Genomic DNA, 23,786 nt, shown 5'->3' with positions numbered 1-23,786 from the left:
GCCAGTTAGCGGCCTGGTAGCGGCGGGCATAACCCGCCTCTGGTAAGCATCGCCATGGCTATCAACGCTTCTGGGCTGTGAAAGCCGTAGGACCGGCGGGTCAAGGCCCGTAGGTGAGTGTTGGTGGCCTCGGACTGAGCGTTGCTCATCTGGTGGATCAGGGTGTTCCAGATCAGCTGCTGGAACCGCTTCAACGTCTTTGCCAAGGCGATGAACCCGGGCAGTTGGGAGCGGCTGGCCCAGGCGATCCACCCGGCCAACAGTTCCCGGCCGCCCTGGCCCTTGACCTGGAACACGGCCCGCAGTTGCTCCTTCAGCAGATACGCCCGATACAAATTTCGGTTGGTCTTCGCGATCGAAGCGAGGGACCCGCGCTGCTCCGGGGACAGGTCCGCGGGGTTCTTCAGCAACGCCCACCTACTACCCTTCACCGACGACGCCTGCGCGGAGCTACTGTTGCCCCGCAGCATGTTCCACGTTTGACGACGCACATTGTCCAACTCCCGGGTGGCCCACCCCACAACATGAAAAGGATCCAACCCCAACACCGCCTGCGGGGCCCGGACCGTCACTGTGTCGTGGATCCACTGCGCCCCATCGGCGGACACGTGCGTCAGCGCCGCCGCTCGGTCCGGGCCGAGCTCGTCGAAGAACCGGTGCAGCGTGTCGCTGTTGCGACCCGGCGCGGCCCACACCAACCTGCCTGAGTCCTGATCCACCACACACGTCAGATAGCGGTGTCCCTTGCGGTGGGAGATCTCATCGATACCGATCCGCCGCAGCCCAGCCAACACGTCCCGGCCGGCCAAACCGTCGGCGACGACGTGCTCGATGATTGCGCTCACATGCCGCCACGACGTCCGCATCAACTGCGCCACCACCGACGAAGCGGTGTGCGCCGCCAACCACGCACACTGGTCCTCAAACGCTCCCGTCGCCCGAGCGCCGGGTCGGGCCCACGGCACAGCCGCGACCACCACCCCGTGCCTCTGGCAACTCACCCGCGGGGCCGCAGCCTGCAGGAACACCATCGTTGACCCCCAGTCCAGCGACCGCCACCGACGAATCCCACCGCCCTGGTCATAGCCCGGGCATCTACGTCGGCATCGACTGCACCTGCTCCGGGCGCCCTTGCTCGGACGCACCGAGACGACCAGCACCTGCTGGCCGGCGGCCCCCTCCCACTCCATGTCCAGCACCTGCAGTTGCTCGACACCGAGCAGCTTTCGCCATATCGTTACACCGCGCACACCGTGCTCCTGGATAGTGACTGTTTCTAGATAATCCAGAAGCTATACCGGGCACGGTGTGTCGCCCACAACCAGGGGTCAAGACGCCCACGAGAACGTCACAAGAGCCCAAAGTTCGTCGGTCGGTAGGACGAACTGGTGTGTGTTATGACAATGCTTGGGCAGAATCATTCAACGGCACACTGAAAGTGGAAAGGGTGAATCGTACTAGTTATCCGACCCGTGAACAGGCGGAGATGGACATCACGCGGTACATTGAATTAAGATACAATCAGGTTCGGTTGCACTCGGCGCTGGGATACATTACGCCCAACGAAGCAGAGCAATGGTGGTTGGCCAACAACTCCGCAGCGTAGTAGTCACCGTTCTACAGTCCGGAAAACGGCGGGCGGCTCAGTCGTTCCTGGCGACGAAGTCGGCGAATGCGGCGTACGTCGGGTTCATCGTGTTCTACGCGTTGTGTTTCGTGGTCACCTATGTGGTGTACGTCCGCAAGTCGGAGAAACAACTGGAAGGCGTGTGAACTCAGCGGTGCCGGCCGGCCACCGCAGCACCGCACTGCAGGCCGTCACATGAGCCCCCCGGCGGGGACGGGATTGCGGGACAGCACATCACACGAGCGGGATGACGACCCCCGGGTGGTGCCGTCGGCTCCGGTGACGGTCCGATCGGCACCGACCGGGTCCAGACGAGTGAGGACAACTTCTCCGACATGAAACCTGACACACGCGAGCGGGCGGACCGACACGACGAGCATGGGAAGACGGTCAGGGCAGCGCATTCCGTCGAGTCGGGGGTCGCCCATCTCGTCGTGGTCGGCAATGGCATGGTGGGACAACGACTGGTGGAATCGCTGCGGGCCAGGGACACCGCCGGCCACTGGAAGGTGACCGTCCTGGCCGAGGAACCACGACCGGCCTACGACCGGGTGGCGCTCTCGGCGTGGTTCTCCGGGCGTACCGAGTCCGACCTGACCCTGGTGCCGGAGGGGTTCTACGACGACGATCCTCTGCTGGATCTGCGCCTGAGCCAGGCTGCAGTGTCCATCGACCGTGTCGGTCGAGTGGTCACCACTTCCACGGGTGAGCAGATCACCTACGATGCAATGGTTCTCGCCACCGGCTCCTCTCCCTTCGTACCGCCGGTCGCCGGGCACGACCTGCCCGGAACCTTCGTGTACCGCACCATCGCCGATCTCGAGGCCATGAAGTCCTACGCCCGCGGTAGGCACGTCGGCGCGGTGATCGGCGGTGGCCTGCTCGGGCTCGAGGCGGCCAATGCACTGCTGGGACTGGGTCTTCGAACTCACGTGGTCGAATTCGCCCCCCGACTGATGGCGCTGCAGATCGACGAGGGTGGTGCGTCGATGCTGCGCCGCAAGGTGGAGGCGCTGGGCATCACGGTGCACGCGGCCACTGCAATGGCGTCACTGACGGCGGACGCGGACGGCTGCGTCTCACAGGTGGAATTCGCCGACGGAGGATCGATCGGGGCCGAGTTGGTGGTCTTCGCCGCCGGTGTCCGCCCCCGTGACGAATTGGCCCGTGCCGCCGGACTTGCGGTCGGTCCCCGCGGTGGCGTCGTCGTCGACGCGGCCTGCCGCACCGCGGATCCCGCCGTCTGGGCCATCGGTGAGTGCGCCTGCATCGGCGGTGGTGTCTACGGGCTGCTGGCTCCGGGCTACTCGATGGCCGACACCGTGGCCGAGCGGCTGTGTGGTGGCGCATCCCTGTTCGGGGGCACCGAACTGTCCACCCAGCTCAAACTTCTCGGAGTCGAGGTGGCAAGTTTCGGTGATGCCCATGGTGTCTCCGAGAATGCCCTCGAGGTGGTCTATGCCGATCCGGTGGCGGGGGTGTACAAGAAACTGGTCCTGTCCGACGACGCCCGGACGTTGCTCGGGGGTGTCCTGGTCGGTGACGCCTCGGCCTACCCGCTGCTGCGCAGCGCGGTCGGCGGTCCACTCCCCGGATCACCGGAGGCTCTGCTGGTCGGCGCCGGTGGCGAGATCGCCGGTCCGATCGGAGCGGCACAGATCTGTTCCTGCACGGGTGTCACCGCCGACTCCATCGACGACGCCATCCGCCGGCAGGGATGTGCCGACGTGCCGGCGTTGAAAGCCTGTACCCGCGCCGGCACGGGTTGCGGGAGCTGCGTGCCGCTGCTGAAGAAGATGCTCGCGGCGGCGGGGGTGGCCCAGAGTCATGGCCTGTGCGAGCATTTCGCCCAACTTTCGCGTGCCGACCTCTTCGACATCGTGCGCGTCAAGCCGATCACCACCTTCAGCGGACTTGTCGCCGAGTACGGTCTCGGCCGCGGCTGCGACATCTGCAAGCCGGTGGTCGCCAGCATTCTCGCGAGCCTCGGGGGTGGGCACATCCTGGAGGGCGAGCAGGCGACGCTGCAGGACACCAACGATCACTTCCTGGCCAACCTCCAGAGGAACGGCACCTACTCGGTGGTTCCGCGCATCCCGGGCGGGGAGATCTCGCCGGCGAAACTGATCGTCATCGGTCAGGTGGCCGCGGACTTCGGTCTGTACACGAAGATCACCGGCGGGCAACGGATCGACCTGTTCGGTGCCCGCGTCGAACAGCTCCCGCACATCTGGCGACGCCTCGTCGACGCCGGGTTCGAATCCGGGCATGCCTACGGCAAGTCGCTGCGCACGGTGAAATCGTGCGTCGGGTCCGCATGGTGTCGCTTCGGCGTCCAGGACGCGGTGGCGTTGGCCATCGACCTGGAACTGCGCTATCGCGGACTGCGGTCCCCGCACAAGCTGAAGGCCGGTGTCTCCGGGTGCGCCAGGGAGTGTGCGGAGGCGCGGGGCAAGGACTTCGGGATCATCGCCACCGAGAAGGGCTGGAATCTCTACGTCGGCGGCAACGGCGGGTTCACACCTCGTCACGCCGAGATGCTGGCCCAGGATCTGGCGACCGACGAGCTGATCCGAGTGATCGACCGGTTCCTGATGTACTACGTCCGGACCGCGGATCGACTGCAGCGCACCGCAGTCTGGATCGAAGCCATGGAGGGGGGGTTGGACCACCTGCGCGCCGTCCTGCTGGAGGACTCGCTGCGGATCTGCGACGATCTCGACGCCGCGATGGCCCAGCACGTCCGGTCCTACTCCGACGAATGGCGTGATGCCATCGACGATCCCACCACCCTGGCCCGGTTCACCTCGTTCGTCAACGCTCCGGGTGAGCCAGACCGGGACATCGTCTTCGTCGCCGAACGCGAGCAGCACCGTCCGGCCACGCCGACCGAGAGTGCGAGCCTGATCGCCGGTCCGCGGCTCCGGGTGGGCACGCCATGAAGGCGACACCGGCAGTCGCGCTGCAGGTTCCGGTGGTCTGGGTGGCGATCTTCCGCCTCGACGAACTGTTGAGAGAACGCGGTGTGGCCGCGCTGATAGGTGGGACGCAGATCGCGCTCTTCCGTCTCTGGAACGACGAGGTGCTGGCCGTGGGCAACCACGACCCGTTCAGCCACAGCAACGTGATCTCGCGCGGGATCGTCGGCAGCCGGGGCCAGAGCGCCACCGTGGCCTCCCCGATGTACAAGCAGGTGTTCGATCTGCGCACCGGGGTCTGTCTGGATGCACCCGGAACCAGACTTCCGGTCTACCGCGTCCGCGTCATCGACGGTCTGGTCCAGGTCGTCCGACCGGCCGGGGCCACACCCCCGCCGGAGGTCTGATGGAGGCCGAACCGCGCGAAATCGATTGTCCTGCAGGTGGACAGCTAATCGATGTCCTGCCGCTCGCCGGCTGGACGGTCGGCGTCACCGCCGCGCGCAGGGCGGACGAATTGGGCAGCCTGCTGGAGCGCCGGGGCGCCCGCGTCACCCATGCCCCCGCGATCCGGCTCGTTCCGTTGCCCGACGACACCGAGCTGCTCGCCGCCACCAGGGCCTGTGTCGACGACCCGATCGATCTTGCCGTAGCCACCACGGGTATCGGATTCCGAGGCTGGATCGAGGCCGCCGACGGCTGGGGGTTGGGCGACGCGCTGCGAGAGCGACTGGCCGGATTGGTCGATGCCTGGTCTCCGGCCTCGGAATCGTGCTCGGAGGTGCTCGATCATCTACTGACCGAGGATCTGGAGAACGTCAGGATCGCCGTTCAACTCCACGGCGAGCCGCTGCCCGACTTCGTCGAGGCGCTGCGGGCGGCCGGCGCCGACGTGGTCGAGGTACCGGTGTACCGCTGGGTGCCGCCGGAGGACATGACGGCTCTTCTGCGGATGGTCGAGTTGATCGTGACCGGGGCGGTCGACGCGGTCGCCTTCACCAGCGCCCCCGCCGTGGTCAGCCTGCTGCGCACAGCGGACGCGATCGGTGAACAGGAGAGGATGCTGGAAGCCTTTCGCAACAGGGGGATCCCGTTGTGCGTCGGCGCCGTGACGGCGTCGCCGCTGGAGCGCCGGGAGGTGCCGACCGTTCAACCGGGACGCGCCCGGATCGGTGCCATGGTGCGCGAGCTCGGCGAGGTGCTCCCAGCCCGCGCACCTTCTCTCCGGGTCGCCGGGCACCAGCTGCAGCTCCGGGGCTCGGCAGTGGTCATCGACGACCGACTCGTCCCGCTGCCGCCCGCACCGATGGCGCTCCTACGGACCCTGATGCGCCATCCGGGTCGCGTGGTGTCCCGGGCCGAACTGTTGCGTGCCGCACCGGGGGACGCCACCGACGAGCACGCCGTCGAGATGGCAGTTGCGCGGGTGCGGTCGGCGTTGATGGACGCGCGGTGCGTGCAGACCGTGGTCAAGCGTGGCTACCGGCTGGCCTACGATCCCCCGATGGACGACGGCATACCCGCCGACGGCCAACTGCTTGTGCGAACCCAGCGCAGTTTCGTGTCGCCCGGCGGGACCCGAAGTCAGCGTGAGTGAGCCAGATCCGCTGAAGCGCCAGCCGTTTCGAGCATGGGCCGTTGTGGTGGGTTCGGCTACGGCAATGGTCTCGGTGCCGATGACGTCGAGGAGAGCGAGGACCTCGGCGTCCCGGGATCCCCGCTGTGCGGTGTACAGCACCATGTGCTGGTCGCGGTCGGTGAGCATGAGGGAGTCGCAGTCGACGGTGATGTCTCCCACAGCCCGGTGGCGGGAGTCTTGGTGAGCATCGGCGCGGCCTGCACGTCATGGCGATCCCAGAGCCGAGCGAACTCGGCGCTGCCGTCGCGGAGTTCCTGGATGAGACCGCTCACCGCAGGGTCGGATGGATATCGAGACAGGCTCGCACGCAGCTGCATGACCACGCTGTGCCGGAATTCGGCGTCGTCGGAGATCCCGTAGAGCCTGTCGCCCTGCCCCGGGCCAAGAAACGCCTTTCGCGCGAGATTGCGGTCCTGCGGGGCGAGAGTGGCGAAGTCCTCGGTCAGAGCGGCCGCGAGATCGTTCCACGCGAGCACCTCGCAGGCCGCGGACATCACCAGGGCGGCCAACTGCGGAAGCCGCCCCAGGAGCGCGGAGGGCCCTCGGCAATGCGGGACTACTTGCAATCGGTTGCCGACATCCGGTTCGCAATGGAGCGTGCCCACCAGCTCGAACCCGTTTTGAGTGAAATCCCAGGGTTTGCTGGCCTGGAAATCGTCTCTGCCGGACCTAGCGTGTCGTACTCGGACCACGACGAGCCATTCCGGGTGGCCCTTGCAGGCGCTTCCCTGCTGCGCAGCAGCCCGCCGGTCGTTCTGCGACAGGTCCAGCTTTCGATGCACCACCTCCTGACGGTATCGGCCGTGGTCAGGACTCGGCGTGGTCAGCTCCTCGACTCGGGTGTCAAGATCCACTTTCTGGGAGTGGATGTTCCGACGAACCGTGTTGTTGCACGAGTTGAATCCGGACTCGTTCAGAGGGTCAGAACTCTCGGACCTGCAGAACGAGCTCGTCATCATCGAAGAGCCGAACAGATTTCGTAGAAGGTGCGCCTCGAAGGTGTCGTCGGCGGAAGCCCGTGTGGCGACCGGACCCGCGTCCTGAAGTGGTCCACGATCAAGATCACAGTCGGGGTCGGTCGGGGATCGGCGACCGGCTAGGGCGTGTCTTCCAATAGTCGGTTCCAGACGATGCACGCCGAAAGCACCACTGCCGCGCGGTAGGTGATGGCGAGCTTGTCGTAGCGGGTGGCCAGCCCCCGCCATTGCTTGATCAGAGCGAAGGAACGCTCGACAACGTTGCGTTCCCGGTACATCTGGCGGTCCAGCGCAGGTGGACGGCCACCCTTGCTGCCCTTACGTTTGCGGGCGGCGATCTGGTCGCTCTTGAGCGGAATGACCACCTTGATCCCGCGGCGCTGCAGCATCCTGCGGGTGATCCCGGCGGCGTAGGCCTTGTCCGCCAGGACGGCATCGGGTCGGGTCCGTGGTCGCCCCCGACCTCGGCGCGGAACCCGGATGTCGGCCAGTACCTGTTCCAGGACGGCACCGTCGTTGCGTTGCCCACCGGTGATGACGATCGCCAGTGGCCGGCCCTTGCCATCGACCGCGTGGTGGATCTTCGTGGTCAACCCGTCCCGGGACCTGCCAATGCCGTGACCTGCAGGTTCAGCATCGACCAGTGGCAGATTCTTGTAGTTCGATACTGCCCCCTGTGTCCTGCTCGGGCCGTGTCGTGTTTGTCGCGTGCTGGTGGGCGCGGTTGATGGTGGCATCCACCGACACGGTCCAGTCGATCTGACCGGCAGCGTCAGCGTCGGTCAACAACGCCGCGAGCACCCGGTCCCAGGTGCCGTCTCCGGCGTACCGGCGGTGCCGCTTCCACACGGTCTGCCACGGTCCGAACACGTCCCGAGGCAAGTCCCGCCAGGGGATCCCGGCCCGGTACCGGTAGGCGATGCCTTCCACCACCCGCCGGTGCTCACCGAACGGATGACCCCGCCGGCCAACATTTGTCGGCAACAACCGCTCGATCCGTTGCCACTGCTCGTCACTGAAGACGCGGTACCGCGACGAAGGAGAACTCATTCAGTGAGCATCCCGCCACACCTACCCAACTTTTGGGAGACACGCCCTAGCCGACCCGATAAGCGATGCGCAGGGGGCATCTCGGATCAATGTCCACACCAGTGGCGCATCCAATGGTCGAATGAATGCCGGCGCGGCAGGAAACGAATCGGCTGAGTGCTCGTACAGCACGGCCGTCGGCTCACCGGTCATCGTCGACGGCGCCCACAGCCCGTCGAGGGTGTGCCGAGTAAATCGGATCGCCGCGGACCACGCGCAGCACACCGGCCGCCGCGCGGCCGCCAGCGACTGTGCCGCACCATTGCGCAGTGCCCACGAGCCGGTCAGATCGAGCAGGTGCAGGTCACGGGTCGGGGTCCATGACGTCAGATCCACGTCGTCGTTGATCGTGACGGTGCGGCTGAGCTGGAAGACCTCGGCGACGCTGGTAGCGATATCGACTGCGGCATAGGCGATGCCGAATCCGGGGTGATGGCCACGAGGCGCGGCAGCAAGAAACGCCCCTCGGGTCCGTGGACCCGAGGGGCGTTGCAGACACTTCGTCTTCGTTGCCGAACGAGGTCCTCCGGTGCCGCCGGTCGAACACCGCCGGCACCGGAGAGTCAGAGGGGACGCGTCAGCAGGCTGCCTTGTAGGCGGCCGTGGTGGTGTCCGCGTTGGCCTTGGTGATGATGGAGAAACCGGTCTGGATCTTCGGCGTCACCGTGCCGCCGTCGAGAGACGCGATGGCCTGGTCGAGGCCGTCCGTGCCGATGGTGTCCGGCTGCTGGGCGACGAGTGCCTGCACGGTGCCGTCCTTGAGCGCCTTGATCTGATCGGGGCCGGCGTCGAAACCGACGATCGAGACCTTGCCTGCCTTGCCGGCCTGCTTGATGCCGGTGGCTGCGCCCTCGGCGGCGAACAGGTTGGTGGCGAAGATTCCGGTGATGTCGGGATCCTTCCGCAGCGCAGCGGTGACGAGCTGGGCCGCCGTCGCCGGGTCGTTGTGCGAGTACTGCACACCGAGGTAGGTGAACGACGAGTCGGCTGCGGTGGCGTCCTGGAAGCCCTTGACGCGGGCATCCGTGGTCGAGATGCCGGGATTGACCGAGATGACCAGGACCTTGCCGCCCTTCGGGCTCAGACCCTTGATCGCGGTGAAGGCCGCCTTTCCGCCCCCGACGTTGTCGGAGGAGACCTGCGAGGCGGCGAACGACGGGTCGTTGACCGTGGTGTCGACCAGGACGATCTTGATGCCGGCTGCAGCAGCCTTGGCCAACGGGGCCTGCAGGGCCTTGACGTCGGTCGGCGCGATCAGGATCGCATCCGGCTTGGACGAGACCACCGAGGACAGGATCGGGATCTGCAGGGTCGGGTCGAACGCGGTCGCGCCCTGGGTGTTGACGGTGACCCCGAGCTTGGCCGCCTCGGTCTGGATGCCGCACTGCATGGTGATGTAGAAGTTGTCACCGGCGACGCCCTGGATGAAGGAGATCTTGTAGTTCTTCTTGGCCTTGGTCGGGGCCACGACGCTGGCCGACGCCGATCCGGAGGAAACCGGGGCGGAGGACGCCGGTGCCGACGAGGCCGGTGCCGACGAAGCCGCCGCCGAGGAGGCTGCGGAGGACCCAGCGGAGGAGGCCGGGGCCACGACGGCCGGGGCCGACGACGCCGCCGAACTGCTGGACGCTGCGACGCTGGAGCTGCTGGCCGCAGCCGCCGGCTTGGACGACGAGCAGCCGGCCAGCGCCAGCGTCAGACAGGCGCTGGCGGCGACGCCGAGTACGAGGGACCGCTTCATTGCGTTTCCTTTCACTTTCTTCCGCTCGGCTGCTTGCCGAGTCGTTTGGAGGATTTTGCTCCGCGAAGTGCTGCGGCGCGGCGGGTCTGGTCGATGTAGACGGCTGCGATCAGCACGATGCCGACCGCGACACCCTGCCAGAACGGCTGCACCCCGATGATGACGAAGCCGGACTGCAGGACGGCCGGGATGAACAGCCCGACGATGGTGCCGAACATCGAACCCTCACCGCCGAACACCGATGTCCCGCCGATGACCACAGCGGCGATGACGTTCAGATTGGTGAGGGATTGACCGGCGATGGTCGTGGTGCCGTACTGAGCCAGGTAGAGCGCACCACCTATTCCGGCGAGAACACCAGCAAAGCTGTAGACCAGGATGAGGTGTTTGTCCACCTTCACGCCGACGCGCCTCGCTGCTTCGGCGTTCGATCCGATCGCATAAGTATAGCGACCAAATTTCGTCCGGTGCAAGAGAATTCCACCCAGGATGACAACGATTAGAGCAACGAAGGGTAACGCTGGTATACCGAGAACCCTGGTGTAGATGCCGAAGTCCGTCAATGAGGAATCGTCCAGGGTGATATTGAGTCCCGACGTGCGCACCTGAGCCAGACCCAGTGCGGCCGAGAGGGTCCCGAGGGTGACGATAAATGGCGGAACCTTGGCTTTCGCGACGAGAAAGCCGTTGACGAACCCCCAGGCTCCGCCGGCGACCAGGCCGGCCAACACGCCGACGGTGATGGCACCGCCACTCGAACCGCCCATTGCTTGTATCACCTGCGCGGAAATCACCGAAGCGAAGACCAGCACCGAACCGACGGAGAGGTCGATGCCGGACGTGATGATGATGAACGTCATCCCGACGCCGAGGATGGCCAGCACCGAGATGTTCTGGCTGATCTGCGAGAAGTTGTCGGCGGAGAAGAACTTCCCGCCGCCCTTGATGGCGAAGAAGGCGACGATCACCACCAGGACACCGAGAATCCAGACGGACTGGAGGTTGGTGAGCCGTTTGAGCAGGGATTCGTGCTCCTCGCCGTCGAGGCCGACCGGAGCGCTGGGCTTGGAGATGACGCTCATGCGGCGCTCCCGTTCGACATGTCCAGGGCGCCGGTCATGGCGCCGACGAGCTGCTCGATGGAGGAATCCTTGGTCTGCAGGGTGGCCACCCGCCGACCGAGTCGCATCACCTGCACCCGGTCGGAGACCTCCAGGACGTGCGGCATGGAGTGCGAGATCAGCACCACCGCAATACCTCTGTCCCGGACGCGCTTGATCGTCTCGAGCACGTTCTTGGTCTGCACGACCCCAAGGGCCGCCGTCGGCTCGTCCAGGAAGACGACCTTCGAAGCCCAGGCGATGGCGCGGGCGATGGCGATGCCCTGCCGCTGGCCGCCGGACATGGAGCCAACGGGTGCGGTGAGCGACCTGACCGTTGCGCCGAGCTCGTCGAACGAGGCGCGGGCCTGACGCCTCATCTCCTTGTTGTCCATGAATCCGAGCTTGCCCAGGAATCCCTTGGCCGGCAGTTCGCGACCGAGGAAGATGTTCTGCGCCGGGTCGAGATGCGGTGCCAGCGCAAGGTCCTGGTAGACCACCTCGATCCCGAGGGCCGACACCTGCTGGGGGTTCGTCATCTCGATCTCGTCGCCCTCGAAGAAGATCTCACCTTCGTCGAGCTGCAGGTTGCCCGAGAGGGCCTTCACCATCGTCGATTTGCCGGCACCGTTGTCGCCGATGAGGGCGACGACCTCTCCGGCGTTGATGTCGAAGTCCGCTCCGTCGAGGGCCCGGACGTGTCCGAAGCTCCTCGAAAGGCCACGGGCTTCCAAGATGGGGGTCACCGCGCTGTCACCTCCGTGTAGGGGCGCGCACGCCCGTCGATCACCTGGACCAGGTTGTCCAGACGACGTCTTCCTTCGTCCGCCAGGAAGGCCTGGCGTTCCGGTCGACTCATGCCGACCGCGTCCTTCCAGATGGAGCGGCCCGCGATGAATCCGCTGGTGCCGCCGTCGTCGCAGGAGATCCGCAGTGCAGCGGCGAACTCGTCGAACGCGACACCGGCGGACAGCACCGCCCAAGGGACGGTCAGCGAGTCGGCGAGCCGCTTGCAGGAGGCAGCATCGCCGGGGAACTCGAGCTTGATCAGGTCGGGCTTGAGCTCGTCCAGCAGCAGGGCGGCCTCGATGATCCGGTCGGCGCGCTGGGCCGGTGTCGGGGCGTCCTCACCCGCCAGCGGGAAGATCAGGTTCTCGATGACGCTGGGGATACCGGCTTCCCGGCAGTCTGCGATGACCTCGCGGACGACCTGCAGCACCTCCGCGGTGGTGTCGATGCCGTCCGGTCCGGGCTTGCGGTCGGCGCGCAGCTGGACGTAGAACTTGACCGCGTCGCCGCCCTGGTCCTTGACCCACCGGGCGTTCAATGCCGGGTCGCGGTGACCACGCGGTTCGCCGTTGATGGTGCCGCGCTCGGACGGCTCGGCAGCCACCAGCACGCCGTAGGGCGGTCCCTCGGCCGGCAGAAGGCGCAGCGCCGGAGTGCCGAAGGTGGGGTCGAGAAGATAGCCGGAAGCGCTGCCGCGCAACGCCTGTACGGTATCTGCCTTGATCTGCACCAGTTCCTCGTCCGACGGGTCGGCGATGCCGACCGCGTGATACATGCGCTTGAGCGTGTTGCGCTGGTCCATCGCGACGATGGCGAAGGTGGCCTGGCTGGTCGCGATGCCCGCGAGGCCGGTCTTGGTGGTGGAGCCGGTCATCTGGTGATCTCCTCGAGTGCTGGTGCGTGGGATGGGACTGGTTCGGTCCGCCGCTGCCCGTGTGCAGCGGCGGAGGTGTAGCGGGCCGCGAATTCCTCGGTCGGCCCGGTCGGGGCGGCCACTGAATTTCCGCTCGGATCCCCGCTGTCGGAGAGCCTGTCGGCCACGATCGAGGCGTGCGCCGCGAACATGCTGGCTCCGAAGGCCCCGGCCTGTGATCGGTCGGAGAATCGGACGTGGGGAAGGGATGACTCCTTGGAGCGTCGGACCGACCGCATCCTCGTCCAGCCGCCGGCCACGACGACGGCGCTGGCCGGACCGATCTCGGCCTCCATCAGGTCGAGGCAACGCGCTGCCTCGTCGACGGCATGGGCCAGGGTGGCCAGCCACAGCGCGGCGGGACTGACGTCGTCGTTGGTGATCTCGATCCGCAGGGTCCCGTCGTCGTTGATCGCACCGGAGACCCGGACGCCTTCGATCGGATCGCTCGCGAGCGCTCCGGTGCGGTCGGTGAGCGCGCAGGCCGCGTCGTCGAGCTCGGCCCTGCGGTCGACCGTCCCGGATCCGAGCAGGTCCAGGGTTCGGCGCAACAGCAACCCGGCCTTCGTGCCGCCGAGCAGCAACCGCCTGCCGGCCAGCACGTGGTGGACCGAGTTGACGCCGGCCGAAGCCAGCCGATGACGGGCCGCGGCGTCCAGGTGACCGTCCACGGAGCGTACGAGAGCCTCTGCGGTGCCGAAGGAATCGAAGACCTCGTCGGCTCCGGTGGTACCGCAACCCACCGCGGCGACCGGGTGATCGTGGCCGGCCACGGTCAGCACCGCGCCGTGCAGGACGGCCGGTACCGCGTCGCCACCGGCCCGCCCCAGTGGGGTCCCGGCGGTCACCCGTGGCGGGATCAGGTCGGGGCCGGCTCCGATGGCGGCCAGCGCCTCCGGCCAGAGCTCACCCGAATCCTGGTCCAGCAGACCGGTTCTGGCTGCCAGCGACATCTCCGACGCCCGCACCGCCCCCAGCTTGTGGACCAGGTATTCGGGCACGTTGAGCCACTGCTTGCCGCGCAGGTCGGTGCCCTGTCCGCGCATCCAGGCGAGCTTGGCGATGGTGGCCAGCGGAGAGACCGGCAGGCCGGTCCGGCCACCGAACTGGTCGATGAGATCAGCGGGCAGGGACTGCATCTCGGATCTCCCCCGTGGATCGAACCAGGCGATGATCGGGTACAGCGGAACCCCGCGGGAGTCCAGCAGGACGCCGGCCTCGGCCATCCCGGTCACCGCGATGGCGCGCACCGTGACCGGCCCGACCTGCTCGGTGGCCACCTCGACCGCGTGCTCCAGCAGCGCGAACACACCGTCGACCAGTCTCTGCGGATCGGTGTCGGTCAGGGTGCCGCCGTGGTTGCGCCACGCGGTCGGGGTGGAGACGGCGATGATCTCCGCGCCGGTCAGGGTGGTGGCCAGCACCTTCGAGTCGGACGTCCCGACGTCGACGCCCAGCAGGATCGGCGTGCTCACGCGCTCACCTGCAGGGTGCCGGGCCAGCCGGCGCCCGGCCGGCACGCGAGGAACTGCACGTCACCGGTGACCGACCAATCTCCGAACCCGGCCGGGATGGCGAACACCTGGCCGCGCGTCACCGACAGCGGAGCACCGCTGGGCGAACGGATCTCGCCCTGTCCGTCGAAGACCAGGCCGACCGCGAAGCCGGCGGGTAGCGACGGAGCCGTTCCCGGCCCGGGGGCCAGCAGGTCCAGACGGAAGAACGGATCGGCCGCGGGCGGCAGCAACGGCCGCGGGTCGGCGCTCCGGCCGTTCGGATCCGTGTAGGTCAGCAGGGTCTGCAGATATTCGGCGGAGAAGGCGTGGTGGTTGGTGGCGCTCAGGGCCAGCGGTAGTCCCAGATCCAGATGGGACTCCTCGCGGGTGGCAGTGGTGATCGACCATTCGAGCAGGATCGAGAAGTCCGTCGGCTCCTGGACCTCCGCGACGAACACACCGGCACCGATGGCATGCGCGGTACCGGCCGGGACCAGGATGCCGTCACCGGGCTTCACCTGGATCCGGTTCATCCGGCCCAGCATCCAGTCCGAGTCCTGCGCGTCGACCCGACGGCTCAGCTCCGCCGGATCGACGTCCTGCGCGAATCCGAGCCAGACGCTGGGCTGCTCGCCGGAAGTTGCCAGTACGAACCAGGCCTCGGTCTTGCCGTATGGACAGTTCAGGTGCGAGGTGGCGAAACTCCGGTCGGGATGCACGTGCACCGGCAGCCGCTGCGCGGGGTCGAGAAGCTTGACCAGTATTCCGTTGTCACCCGCCGGACCCTCGTCGCTGCCGACCCAGCCGATGGGGTCGGCGGCGATGAGATCGCGCAACAGCTCCCCGCTGTCGGTGCGGCTCGGACCGACTCCCGGCTCGCCCGCGCGGAAGGTGGTCGCGGCCAGCCACTCCTCCGGACGGCGCGGCGACGGCATGCCGACCCCACGGAGCTCGGCGATCCGTTCGCCACCGAGGTAGAAGTGGTCGATGATGTTGGGCGGCATCACTATCGGTTGCATGGCACCAGCTCTCCAGATCCTCGCGGCACCACGTTCACGGGCAGCACGATGTTCGTTGCGTCCGACTGCTGGCCGCGCATCCTGGCCAGCAGCAGGTCGACCGCGGCTTCGGCGATCGGGGTCGGGTCCTGGTTGACGATCGTCACGGCCGGTTCCAGGGAGTCCGCCAGAGCGAAGTCGCCGAAGCTGACCATGGCGATGTCCGTGCGGCCGCCCTGGTGCAGCGATTTGACCACTCCGAGGCTGGCCCTGGGGTTCGAGGAGAACACCGCGCTGGGCGGATCGACCAACGCCAGGAGTTCTGCGGTGGCCAGTGCGGCGGGTTCCGGCTCGCCGCAGCCGTTCCGCACCAGCAGTGGGTCGACGGCGATCCCCGCCTGCGCGAGCGCATCGAGATAGCCCGAGCGCCGCTCGGCGATGGTCGGCAGGTCCCCGTTGTCCCCGATGAAGGCGATCCGCCGGTGGCCGCCGGCGATCAGGTGATCGACCGCCGACTTCGCGCCGAGGCGGTCCTGCACGACCACCGTGTCGTACCCGGGGATCTCCCATCCGCGGTCGACCAGGACCACGGGAAGGCCCTCGGTCACGTCGGTGACATAGCTGTGATCGTCGCCGATCGGCGCGATGACCAGGGCCCGGACGTTCTGACCGGCGAGCCGGACGACCTGCCCGCGTTCCCGGCTGGGCGAGCGACCGGTCGAGGCGATCAGCACCCCGATTCCCTCGGCCAGCATTCGCTCCTCGATCACCGAGACCAGCATGGCGAAGAAGGAGTCGGCGATGGAATCGATGACGACTCCGATGGCGTCTCCGCTCCCGGTGCGCAGCGAATGGGCCACCGAGTTGCGGACGTAGGCCAGTTCGGCCACTGCGGACAGCACCCGCTGCCGGGTCGGTTCGGACACCTGCTCGGACCCGTTGACCACCCGGGAGACCGTCTTGATCGAGACGCCGGCCACCCTGGCCACGTCGTACACGGTGGCGCGGCCCGTCATCCGGCGAGCACCGTGGGGTCCATCGTCTGTGCGGTGATCTTCTCGAAGAGCTCCGCGGCACGCGCCGGATCCAGCCGGCCGGCCGTGGGCTGCTCGCAGGAAGCGGAGGCCGCGGCCATACCGCGTCTCACCACGTCGATGTCCTTCGCCCCGGCGACCAGGGCCAGCGCGGCGGCGGCGGCGAAGCAGTCGCCCGCACCGATCGGGTTGACCAGGTCGACGGGCCGGGCCGCGAGCCACCAGGCGCCGGTCGTGGTGCACAGTGCCGCGCCGGCGGATCCAGCGGTCACCACGGCGCGGACGGCGCCGGCCGCGTGCAGGCCGACCGCGGCCCGGACGGCCCGCAGTGGGATGTCCTCGCCGACCTCGTCGACCTGCTCGTCGACCCGGCCGAACAGCAGGCCCTCTGCCTCGGAGAGGTTGGGGGACACCAGGTCCGGCTGCGCTCCCAGGGCCGCGGCCAGCGCCGCCGGCGCCGCGTCGACGACGACCGGTACGTCACCCCGGTGGCCGATCTCCACCAACTGCGCGTAACCGTCCACCGGTGCGCCGGGGGGCAGCGAACCCGAGCAGACCAGCACCCCGGCACCGGCGACGGCATCGACGATCAGCGACGTGAACCGGTGCCACCTCGTGCTGTCGACGTCCGCGCCCCGGCCGTTGATCACGGTGACCCGACGGTCGTCCTCGACCAGGATGCTCGCAATGCGCAGGACCCCGTCGACGTCGACCTTGCGGAGCGCAAGACCTTCGGCATCCAGCAGTCGGGTAAAACGCGACCCGTCCGCGCGGGGTAGGAATCCGGCCACCACCGGGCGGCCGCCGAGAGTTCGGGCGGCGCGGGCGACGTTGACGCCCTTGCCGCCGGCGGAGGTGTCGGTCCCGGTGGCCCTTGACACCGACCCCGGCACAAGACGGGGGATTGCGATGGTGATGTCGAGGCACAGGTTGGGCGCTGCGATCAGCATCAGTGCCTCCTGTTCGTCCTGCGACGGCGTCGGTGCCGACCGCTGGCTGCTGCAAGGCCCGATGACTCGGGCGACCTCTGGAGCGTGGCCGTCGGGACACTCGGGTCCCAGCGGTGAGCCCCACGGTGACAGCGTTGTCATCCACGGATCACCAGTGATCCGTGTGACGACAGTCACTGATACTGCGGGGCGCAAGGGCCACTCTGCCTGCAGATGACAGCGTTGTCAATGCCCCTCTGGCGACGCCGTGGTCACGGTTCGGTCACTGCCGCGGGGCGGTGCGGGGCGGTGACCCGCGGGACCGTCAGCCCCGGCCGATCACGCCGGAGACATCGATGCTCCGATGACGACGACGCGAACCCGGCACCAGCGGTACGGACCGGTCCGCCGCGCTGGAGAGCAGGGCCGCGTCGAAGAGCTGATGGCTGGTCAGGGCCTCCTGCGGCGTGGCGCAGCCGAACGCCTCGCCGAGTTCGCCCGCCCGTTCGGCGAAGTAGGCCGCCCACATCTGCAGGAGCGCGTCGGTGAAGCCGAACTCGAAGATGGGCCCGGTGACGGTCGGCTGGGCGGACTGGCTACCGGCCATCCGCTCCTCCCACACCTGTTGTCCGTCACGGATCGTCATCACCTTGAGCGTCTGGGGATAGCGGGTGCTGAACTCGACGCCACCCTCCATCCCGACCACCCGCATCCGCCAGGTGTTCATCTCACCCGGAGCGATCCGCTTGGTCTCGAGCGTCATCGGAAAGGCACCGGACGGCAGGTCGACGCGGCTGGACAGGGTGGCGTTCTCGATGGTGTCGCAGACCGCGGTGCCGCCCTTCCCGTCCGGTCGGGTCGGTACCAGCTCCTGGAGCTGGGCGAAGACCGCCGCGGGACGCCAACCGAGTCGCAGCGGCACGTGGGTGACGTGCATCCCGAGGTCGCCCATCACGCCGATCTGTCCGCAGAACCGGGTCTGCCTCTTCCAGTTGATCGGCTTGGCGAGGTTGAGGTCGGAGGAGTGCAGGAAGGAGAAATTCGCTTCGATGACGCGGCCGAGGCGACCCTGTCCGATGAAGGAGATCGCCTGCTGCACACCGGGGTAGAACGGCATCTCGCTGGAGCATCGGACAAATGATGTCGACGCCGCAATGGCGTCTCCGATCGCTGCAGATGCGCCGGGGTCGATGCCGAACGGCTTCTCTCCGAGGAAATCCACGCCCGCCTGCGCGATGTCGAGATAGACCTGTTCGTGCAGATGGTGCGGCACCGCGACGTAGAGGACGTCGACTGCGCCGTCCAGCAGCGTGCGGTAGTCCTCGGTCAGCGTTCCCACCGACGAGACCCGCCGGAACCAGTCCAGCGCAGTGGCATCGACGTCGCAGACGGCCGTCAGCCGTGGGTCCACCGGCGACTGCTCCAGCGCCGACCAGCGACCGAGGGCACCGGCCAGTTCCCGGCCCATCAGGCCGGCCCCGATCACGCCGACCCTGACCGGCTCGCGGCCGGTCATCCGGCTGCCCCGATCAGCGTGAGCGCGTGCTCGACGGATGCGCCGTCGTGCAGGACGGCCATCAGCGCCTGGGTGATCCCCGCCGGATCACTGTGCTGGATGATGTTGCGGCCGTACACGATGCCCGCCGCGCCCTGCTGCAGGACATCCGCGGTGCGCTGCAGCAGAACGGCATCGGCCACCCGGCCGCCACCCCGGACCAGCACGGGGATCCCGGAGGCCACCTCGACGACCCGGTGGTATTCGTCGATCTGGTCGGTCGGGTCGGCCTTGATCAGGTCGGCGCCCAGTTCGACGGCCTGGCGCACGAGGGCGGTGATCCGGTCCACGTCCCCGTCGACGAGGTAGGCGCCGCCTGCGTTGTCGGCCCGCATCACCAGTGGCTCGACCATCAGCGGCATGGCCAGTCGCGTGCACTCCGCCCGCAGTGCCAGGACGTTGCGGATGCACTGCTCCTTCAGCTCCGGTTGGCCCGGGATGTCGAAGATGTTGACGACGAGGCAGACGGCGTCCAGCTGCGCCGCGGTCTCGGCGGCATTCTCGATCGGAATGCTGAAGACCCGCTCCGGCATTTGCGCGCCGTAGACGTTCGCCACGTCCGATCGCAGGACGAGACTCGGTTTGAAGCGGCCCGGTCGGCTCTGCAGCAGCCGGGCCTGGCCGATGGTCAGCTGGATGGCGTCCGGCGCTGCCTCGATCAACGTGTCGATGGCGGCGGGCAGGTCGGCGATGCCGTTCAGGAAGGCGCTCTCCCCGAAGAAGCCGTGGTCGACCGCCACGTCGAGCAGCCGCCCCGACTTCGGATGGAACATGCGGTTGAGCCTGTACTGGATCATGGGGTGGAGATCTCTCTTCTCGGGGAGGGGCCGGCCGGTGCCGGCGCGGGCATGGGCACCGTGAGGTGCGAGCCGCGCAGAGTGATGTTGGTGCCCAGCACCATTCGGCGGACCGGGACCTGTTGGCCGTCGATCCGGTCCAGCAGCAGCTCGGCTGCGAGACGGCCCATGTCGGCCACGCTGTGGGAGACGACGGTGACGCCGGGATCGACGAGGCCGGCGGCCTCGAAATCGTCGAAGCCGACGATCGGGCGGGACAGGCCCAGATCCCGCAGGGCCCGCAGCACACCGATGCTGGCGAGGTTGTTCGCGGCGAAGATCCCATCGATCGAGCTGTCCCGCAACAGCAACGAGGTCACGGCGGCACACACTTCGTCGCCGGTCCGCACGCCGTCGATGGCCAGGCCGGGGTCGACTGCGATACCGGCCGAGGTCAGGGCCTCGACGTAGCCGCGGTGCCGCCCCGCGATGCTCTGCAGGCCGAGCGCCTCGCCGACGAAGGCGATCCGCCGCGCACCGCCGGAGATCAACAGGCGGGTGGCGTCGCGGCCACCGCGCTGGTCGTCGGCGATCACGCTGTCGGCCTCGATCGCCGGATCGAAACGGTCGAGCATGACCAGCGCGGGGACCTCTCTGGCGAGTTCGGGCCACCGCGGGCCCGGATCGCTGGGGGTCACCACGATCAGCCCGTCCACCCGTCGCTCGATCAGTTGCTCCACCAGCCGGCCGAACTGGACCGGGTCCTCCTCGGAGGACGCCGCCAGCAGCAGCAGACCCCTGGCGCGCAGCACGAGTTCCACACTGCGCGTCAGGACAGCATAGAACGGGTTCGCCACGTCCTCGATGATCAGTCCGACGAGTTGGGAACGCTGTCCCGGCCGAATGCTGGCGGCCGCCTGGTTGCGGCGGAAGTGAAGGGTGGCAATGGCTTCGCCGATCCGGCCGGCGATCACCGGGTCGATGTTCGTCTCGCCGTTGACGTAGCGGCTGACCGTCTTGAGGCTGACGCCGGCGGCCTGCGCGACGTCGGTCATGGTGGCCCGACGGGGCGACCGCTGTACCTCCACGACGACCTCCTCGATGTACGAGACAACGTTGTCTCATCGATCTTGCGTGGTGGCGTGCCGGCTGTCAAGTGTTGTGGTGGCGGCGGTCAGCTGATGCGGTGCCCGATGCCGGGCTCCGGTCCGGGCCCGCGTGCTGCACAATCGCCGGAATGGACAGGACGAAGGGCGCGCGGCGGGTGACGTACGTGGTCGCCGGGCCGGCCGGGAGCGGGAAGAGCACCCTCGGGCGGGCGCTGGCCGAGGTGACCGGGTCCGTCCTGCTCGACCAGGACGTCGCGACCAATCCGCTGATGGCGCAGCTGGCGGTCCTCGTCGGAGCCGGAGCCGACCTCGATCATCCCGGCCTGCGGGGCCCCGTGCGCACGGCCCGGTATCGATGCCTGACCGACATCGCCGTCGACAACCGGAGAATCGGCAACGACGTGGTGATGGTCGCACCGTTCACCAGCGAGTGCTCCGACCCGCACGCCTGGGCGGAGCTCGCCCGGCAACTGGAACCGTCGGTCGTCCATCTGATCTGGGTCACGGTGCCCCCGGAGGTGGCCCTGGCCCGCCGGCAGCAGCGCAACCTGGCGCGGGACCGCTCGGCGGTCGGCGTCGGGGTTCCCGCCCCGACCCCGGCGCCTGTGGTGGCTCACCTTGCGGCGTCCGGCTCGGTGGCTGCCGCCATCGAAGCCGCCAGGATCGTGCGCTGCACCGAGGGTGGCTGACGATGCGGAAGCGGGCAGGGGGTCGTCGGATCGGCCGCGCACTAGGGTGACCGGGTGATGCAACGATGGGCCTACCTCGGGCCGCAGGGCACCTTCACCGAAGCTGCGGTGATCGCCGTCCTCCAGCGCAGTCAGGGCCTGGAAGTGGAGCTGGTCCCCGCCGCCGGCGTCTCCGTCGCGCTGCAGCTGCTGCGGTCCGGCGACGTGGATGCGGCCTGCGTCCCGCTGGAGAACTCGGTCGAGGGCGGCGTCCCGCTCACCCAGGACGAGCTGACCCACGGTGATGCCCTGGTCATCGGCGCGGAGGCCTTCGTCCCGGTCACCTTCGACCTGCTCGTCCGGGCCGGCACCGTCGCGGGCGACATCCGCACCGTCGGTTCCCACCCGCACGGTCACGCCCAGGTCCGCGACTGGCTGGCCGAGCACCTGCCCACCGCCGAGATCGTGGTGACCACGTCCACCGCGGCAGCGGCGGCAGCGGTGGCGGCGGGCGAGATCGACGCCGCCGCAGCAGCTCCGGTGGCCGGCTCCCGGTACGGGTTGACGGCGCTGGCCACCGATGTCGGGGTGGTGCGTGATGCGATCACCCGATTCGTGCTGCTCCGTCCGGGCGGCACCCCGCCGCCAGAGCCCACCGGCAACGACCGGACCTCGTTCATCGTCTCCGTCGACAACCAGCCCGGCTCGCTGTTGAGCGTGCTGGCCGAGATCGCCGGCCGTGGCATCAACATGACGCGTCTGGAGTCCAGGCCCACCCGCAACAAGCTGGGGGAGTATGTGTTCTTGATCGACGCCGACGGACACATCGCCGAACCCGCCATGGCCGACACGGTCGCCGCGCTGATCCGCCGGGCGGCGTTGATGCGCTGGTTGGGTTCCTACCCGCGGATGTCCGGGACCAACGTCCCGGCTGCGGATTTCGCGACTGCCGGAAGGTATGACGCAGCGGCAGAGGCGGTCTCGGCCATCGTGACCGGCGTCGTCCGGCGTGTGCCGTCATGAGACTGGTGCTGATCCGTCACGGTCAGACCCCGTCCAACGTGCTGGGTCTGCTGGACACGGCACCTCCGGGTCCGGGTCTGACCGACCTCGGCGCCGCGCAGGCCGCCGCGGTGCCCCACACCGTCGGCGCCGAACCGATCGAGGCCATCTACGCGTCCACGGCCGTGCGGGCGCAGCAGACCGCCATCCCGTTGGCGCGGCGTCGCGGCCTGGAGATCACGATCCGTCACGATCTGCGCGAGATCGCCGCCGGTGAATGGGAAATGCAGGATGACGACCTCTCCGTCCGCGGGTACCTGGGCGTCATCGGCGGCTGGATGGCCGGCCGCCTCCAGGACCGCACACCGGGTCCGAACGGTGAGAGCGGCACCGAGGTACTGGAGCGGTTCGACGATGTCGTCCGCGAAGTCGTCGGCACCGGCGTGGCCGGCGCGGCTCTGGTGGCCCACGGCGCCGTCAACCGCTTCTGGGCCTCCACCAGGGCCACCAATCTGGAAGACGGCTTCGGGGCGGTCAACCCCTTGCGCAACACCGGGATCGTGGTGCTCTCGGGCGATCTGGAGCAGGGCTGGACGGCTCATTCCTGGACCGGTGCGCAGGTCGGTGCCGGCCTCGTCGGGGCGACGCCTTCCGCCCCCGGCGACGAGGATCCTTTCGACGACGCCATCCCCGTCCCGGCTCGTCCCTGAAACCGCTGGGTAGTCCCTGAAACCGCTGGTTATCCTGGGAGGATGACCGGGCCGGCCATCGACCCGAAGCAGTTGCGGGTCTCCGATGACGAGCGTGCCCACGTGCTCGCGCTCCTGGCGAAGGCCGCCCGGCGTGGTCTGCTCGATCCGGCCGAGTACGGCCGCCGGAGCGAAGCCGCCAGTGCGGCACTGACCCGCGCCGACCTCAACACCTTGCTGCTGGACCTGCCCGGTCTCCGGGTGGCCGGTCGCACCGTCGAGGACGCGGCCACGCTGACAGCCGGACCGCTCCGCCACACCCCGGGATATTCCGGGGCGCCCGCAGCCGCCCGTGGGGCCGAGGTGCTGGAGTTGACCGGCTGGGGATCGAGGTCGTTCCGCGGGCGCTGGCCGGTGCCTCCGCACATCGTCATCGGCGGGGTCGGAGCCGGTACCAGACTCGACTTCAGCCGGGCCACCCTGACCAGCACCACCGTGACGGTCGAGTTCCGCTCGAACATCGGTGGCTCCGCCGAGTTCGTGCTCCCGCACGGCGGTACCGTCCGACTCGACGGACTGTCGGTCCGGGGCGGCAGCGTGGACAACAGGATCCCGCCCGGGCCGGGTGGGTTGCTCGACCTGTTGCTGACCGGCACCAAGCGGGGTGGCTCGATCAGCATCCGCCATCCGAGGTAGCGAGATCTCGCCCGGTAGGGTGGGCACCGTTTCGGGAGGCC

General features: G+C 68.2%; 23 protein-coding genes and 1 pseudogene. 9 read left to right on the top strand and 15 right to left on the bottom strand.

The features are described from left to right. Positions 1-5: 5 nt before the first annotated feature. Positions 6-1,250 carry an ISL3 family transposase gene (locus tag H7F38_RS02445; protein ID WP_187092690.1) on the bottom strand — a complete coding sequence of 415 codons (1,245 nt, stop codon included), beginning with the start codon at positions 1,248-1,250 and terminating at the stop codon, positions 6-8. A gap of 56 nt (positions 1,251-1,306) precedes the next feature. Between H7F38_RS02445 and H7F38_RS02440 the strand changes: the two genes are divergently transcribed. The 5 genes from H7F38_RS02440 to H7F38_RS02420 all read left to right on the top strand — a co-directional run bounded on the left by H7F38_RS02440 (position 1,307) and on the right by H7F38_RS02420 (position 6,142). Then, positions 1,307-1,606, top strand: a complete 300-nt coding sequence (locus tag H7F38_RS02440) for an integrase core domain-containing protein (RefSeq protein ID WP_370531285.1) — start codon at positions 1,307-1,309, stop codon at positions 1,604-1,606. Next, positions 1,576-1,773: a hypothetical protein gene (locus H7F38_RS02435; protein ID WP_187092689.1), complete on the top strand. Its 198-nt coding sequence runs from the start codon at positions 1,576-1,578 to the stop codon at positions 1,771-1,773. Before H7F38_RS02440 ends, H7F38_RS02435 begins: the two co-directional genes overlap by 31 nt. A gap of 303 nt (positions 1,774-2,076) precedes the next feature. Then, a complete protein-coding gene (gene nirB / locus H7F38_RS02430; protein ID WP_370531326.1) occupies positions 2,077-4,569 on the top strand; it encodes a nitrite reductase large subunit NirB in 2,493 nt (830 codons plus the stop codon). Then, positions 4,566-4,952, top strand: coding sequence for a nitrite reductase small subunit NirD (gene nirD / locus H7F38_RS02425; RefSeq protein ID WP_187092687.1), 387 nt, complete (start codon positions 4,566-4,568; stop codon positions 4,950-4,952). Before nirB ends, nirD begins: the two co-directional genes overlap by 4 nt. Further along, positions 4,952-6,142 (top strand): uroporphyrinogen-III synthase, encoded by a 1,191-nt coding sequence (locus tag H7F38_RS02420; RefSeq protein WP_187092686.1) that lies wholly within the window; start codon positions 4,952-4,954, stop codon positions 6,140-6,142. The genes nirD and H7F38_RS02420 overlap by 1 nt, the downstream gene beginning before the upstream one ends. A gap of 69 nt (positions 6,143-6,211) precedes the next feature. On the opposite strand, the pseudogene H7F38_RS26425 reads toward H7F38_RS02420, so the two are convergent. The 14 genes and pseudogenes from H7F38_RS26425 to H7F38_RS02350 form a co-directional block, all read right to left on the bottom strand. Continuing rightward, positions 6,212-6,717 (bottom strand): annotated as a pseudogene (locus tag H7F38_RS26425) (transcriptional regulator); the annotation flags it as partial. Positions 6,718-7,280: 563 nt separating this feature from the next. After that, positions 7,281-8,211 (bottom strand): IS5 family transposase gene (locus H7F38_RS02410; RefSeq protein WP_187092685.1). Its coding sequence is split into 2 segments (ribosomal slippage): positions 7,281-7,835 and positions 7,837-8,211, totalling 930 coding nucleotides; the frame shifts between segments, so codons are not numbered across the junction. Between the two features lie 21 nt (positions 8,212-8,232). Next, a complete protein-coding gene (locus H7F38_RS26420) occupies positions 8,233-8,646 on the bottom strand; it encodes a hypothetical protein (protein ID WP_370531325.1) in 414 nt (137 codons plus the stop codon). A 181-nt stretch (positions 8,647-8,827) separates the two neighbouring features. Beyond that, on the bottom strand, positions 8,828-9,991 hold the full coding sequence (locus H7F38_RS02400) for an ABC transporter substrate-binding protein (protein WP_187092684.1): 1,164 nt from the start codon (positions 9,989-9,991) through the stop codon (positions 8,828-8,830). Positions 9,992-10,002: 11 nt separating this feature from the next. Then, positions 10,003-11,073: an ABC transporter permease gene (locus H7F38_RS02395; RefSeq protein ID WP_187092683.1), complete on the bottom strand. Its 1,071-nt coding sequence runs from the start codon at positions 11,071-11,073 to the stop codon at positions 10,003-10,005. Next, on the bottom strand, positions 11,070-11,837 hold the full coding sequence (locus tag H7F38_RS02390; protein ID WP_187092682.1) for an ATP-binding cassette domain-containing protein: 768 nt from the start codon (positions 11,835-11,837) through the stop codon (positions 11,070-11,072). The genes H7F38_RS02395 and H7F38_RS02390 overlap by 4 nt, the downstream gene beginning before the upstream one ends. Next, on the bottom strand, positions 11,834-12,754 hold the full coding sequence (locus tag H7F38_RS02385; protein ID WP_187092681.1) for a hypothetical protein: 921 nt from the start codon (positions 12,752-12,754) through the stop codon (positions 11,834-11,836). Before H7F38_RS02385 ends, H7F38_RS02390 begins: the two co-directional genes overlap by 4 nt. Then, positions 12,751-14,268, bottom strand: a complete 1,518-nt coding sequence (locus H7F38_RS02380) for an L-fuculokinase (RefSeq protein WP_187092680.1) — start codon at positions 14,266-14,268, stop codon at positions 12,751-12,753. The genes H7F38_RS02385 and H7F38_RS02380 overlap by 4 nt, the downstream gene beginning before the upstream one ends. After that, positions 14,265-15,308: a class I mannose-6-phosphate isomerase gene (locus H7F38_RS02375; protein ID WP_187092679.1), complete on the bottom strand. Its 1,044-nt coding sequence runs from the start codon at positions 15,306-15,308 to the stop codon at positions 14,265-14,267. Before H7F38_RS02375 ends, H7F38_RS02380 begins: the two co-directional genes overlap by 4 nt. Next, on the bottom strand, positions 15,296-16,303 hold the full coding sequence (locus H7F38_RS02370; RefSeq protein WP_187092678.1) for a LacI family DNA-binding transcriptional regulator: 1,008 nt from the start codon (positions 16,301-16,303) through the stop codon (positions 15,296-15,298). The genes H7F38_RS02375 and H7F38_RS02370 overlap by 13 nt, the downstream gene beginning before the upstream one ends. Further along, complete coding sequence (locus H7F38_RS02365; RefSeq protein ID WP_187092677.1) at positions 16,300-17,271, bottom strand: 1-phosphofructokinase family hexose kinase; 972 nt, start codon at positions 17,269-17,271, stop codon at positions 16,300-16,302. The genes H7F38_RS02370 and H7F38_RS02365 overlap by 4 nt, the downstream gene beginning before the upstream one ends. A gap of 304 nt (positions 17,272-17,575) precedes the next feature. After that, positions 17,576-18,766 carry a Gfo/Idh/MocA family protein gene (locus H7F38_RS02360; protein ID WP_187092676.1) on the bottom strand — a complete coding sequence of 397 codons (1,191 nt, stop codon included), beginning with the start codon at positions 18,764-18,766 and terminating at the stop codon, positions 17,576-17,578. Continuing rightward, entirely contained in the window at positions 18,763-19,578 is an 816-nt protein-coding gene (locus H7F38_RS02355; RefSeq protein WP_255498212.1) for a class I fructose-bisphosphate aldolase, read from the bottom strand. The genes H7F38_RS02360 and H7F38_RS02355 overlap by 4 nt, the downstream gene beginning before the upstream one ends. A gap of 20 nt (positions 19,579-19,598) precedes the next feature. Further along, the gene (locus H7F38_RS02350) at positions 19,599-20,669 is read right to left on the bottom strand and encodes a LacI family DNA-binding transcriptional regulator (protein WP_187092674.1); all 1,071 of its coding nucleotides are present in this window, start codon (positions 20,667-20,669) and stop codon (positions 19,599-19,601) included. A 149-nt stretch (positions 20,670-20,818) separates the two neighbouring features. Between H7F38_RS02350 and H7F38_RS02345 the strand changes: the two genes are divergently transcribed. The 4 genes from H7F38_RS02345 to H7F38_RS02330 are packed head-to-tail and all read left to right on the top strand — an operon-like array spanning position 20,819 to position 23,745. Beyond that, positions 20,819-21,379 carry an AAA family ATPase gene (locus tag H7F38_RS02345; protein ID WP_187092673.1) on the top strand — a complete coding sequence of 187 codons (561 nt, stop codon included), beginning with the start codon at positions 20,819-20,821 and terminating at the stop codon, positions 21,377-21,379. A 57-nt stretch (positions 21,380-21,436) separates the two neighbouring features. After that, positions 21,437-22,381: a prephenate dehydratase gene (gene pheA, locus H7F38_RS02340; protein ID WP_187094435.1), complete on the top strand. Its 945-nt coding sequence runs from the start codon at positions 21,437-21,439 to the stop codon at positions 22,379-22,381. Next, positions 22,378-23,070 carry a histidine phosphatase family protein gene (locus tag H7F38_RS02335; protein WP_187092672.1) on the top strand — a complete coding sequence of 231 codons (693 nt, stop codon included), beginning with the start codon at positions 22,378-22,380 and terminating at the stop codon, positions 23,068-23,070. The genes pheA and H7F38_RS02335 overlap by 4 nt, the downstream gene beginning before the upstream one ends. A 42-nt stretch (positions 23,071-23,112) precedes the next feature. After that, complete coding sequence (locus tag H7F38_RS02330; protein WP_187092671.1) at positions 23,113-23,745, top strand: DUF1707 domain-containing protein; 633 nt, start codon at positions 23,113-23,115, stop codon at positions 23,743-23,745. Positions 23,746-23,786 lie beyond the last annotated feature (41 nt).

Origin of the sequence: Nakamurella sp. PAMC28650 (assembly GCF_014303395.1) — a bacterium.
In the GTDB taxonomy this organism is placed as follows: Bacteria; Actinomycetota; Actinomycetes; order Mycobacteriales; family Nakamurellaceae; genus Nakamurella.
This window is presented reverse-complemented; position numbering and strand designations above follow the sequence as displayed.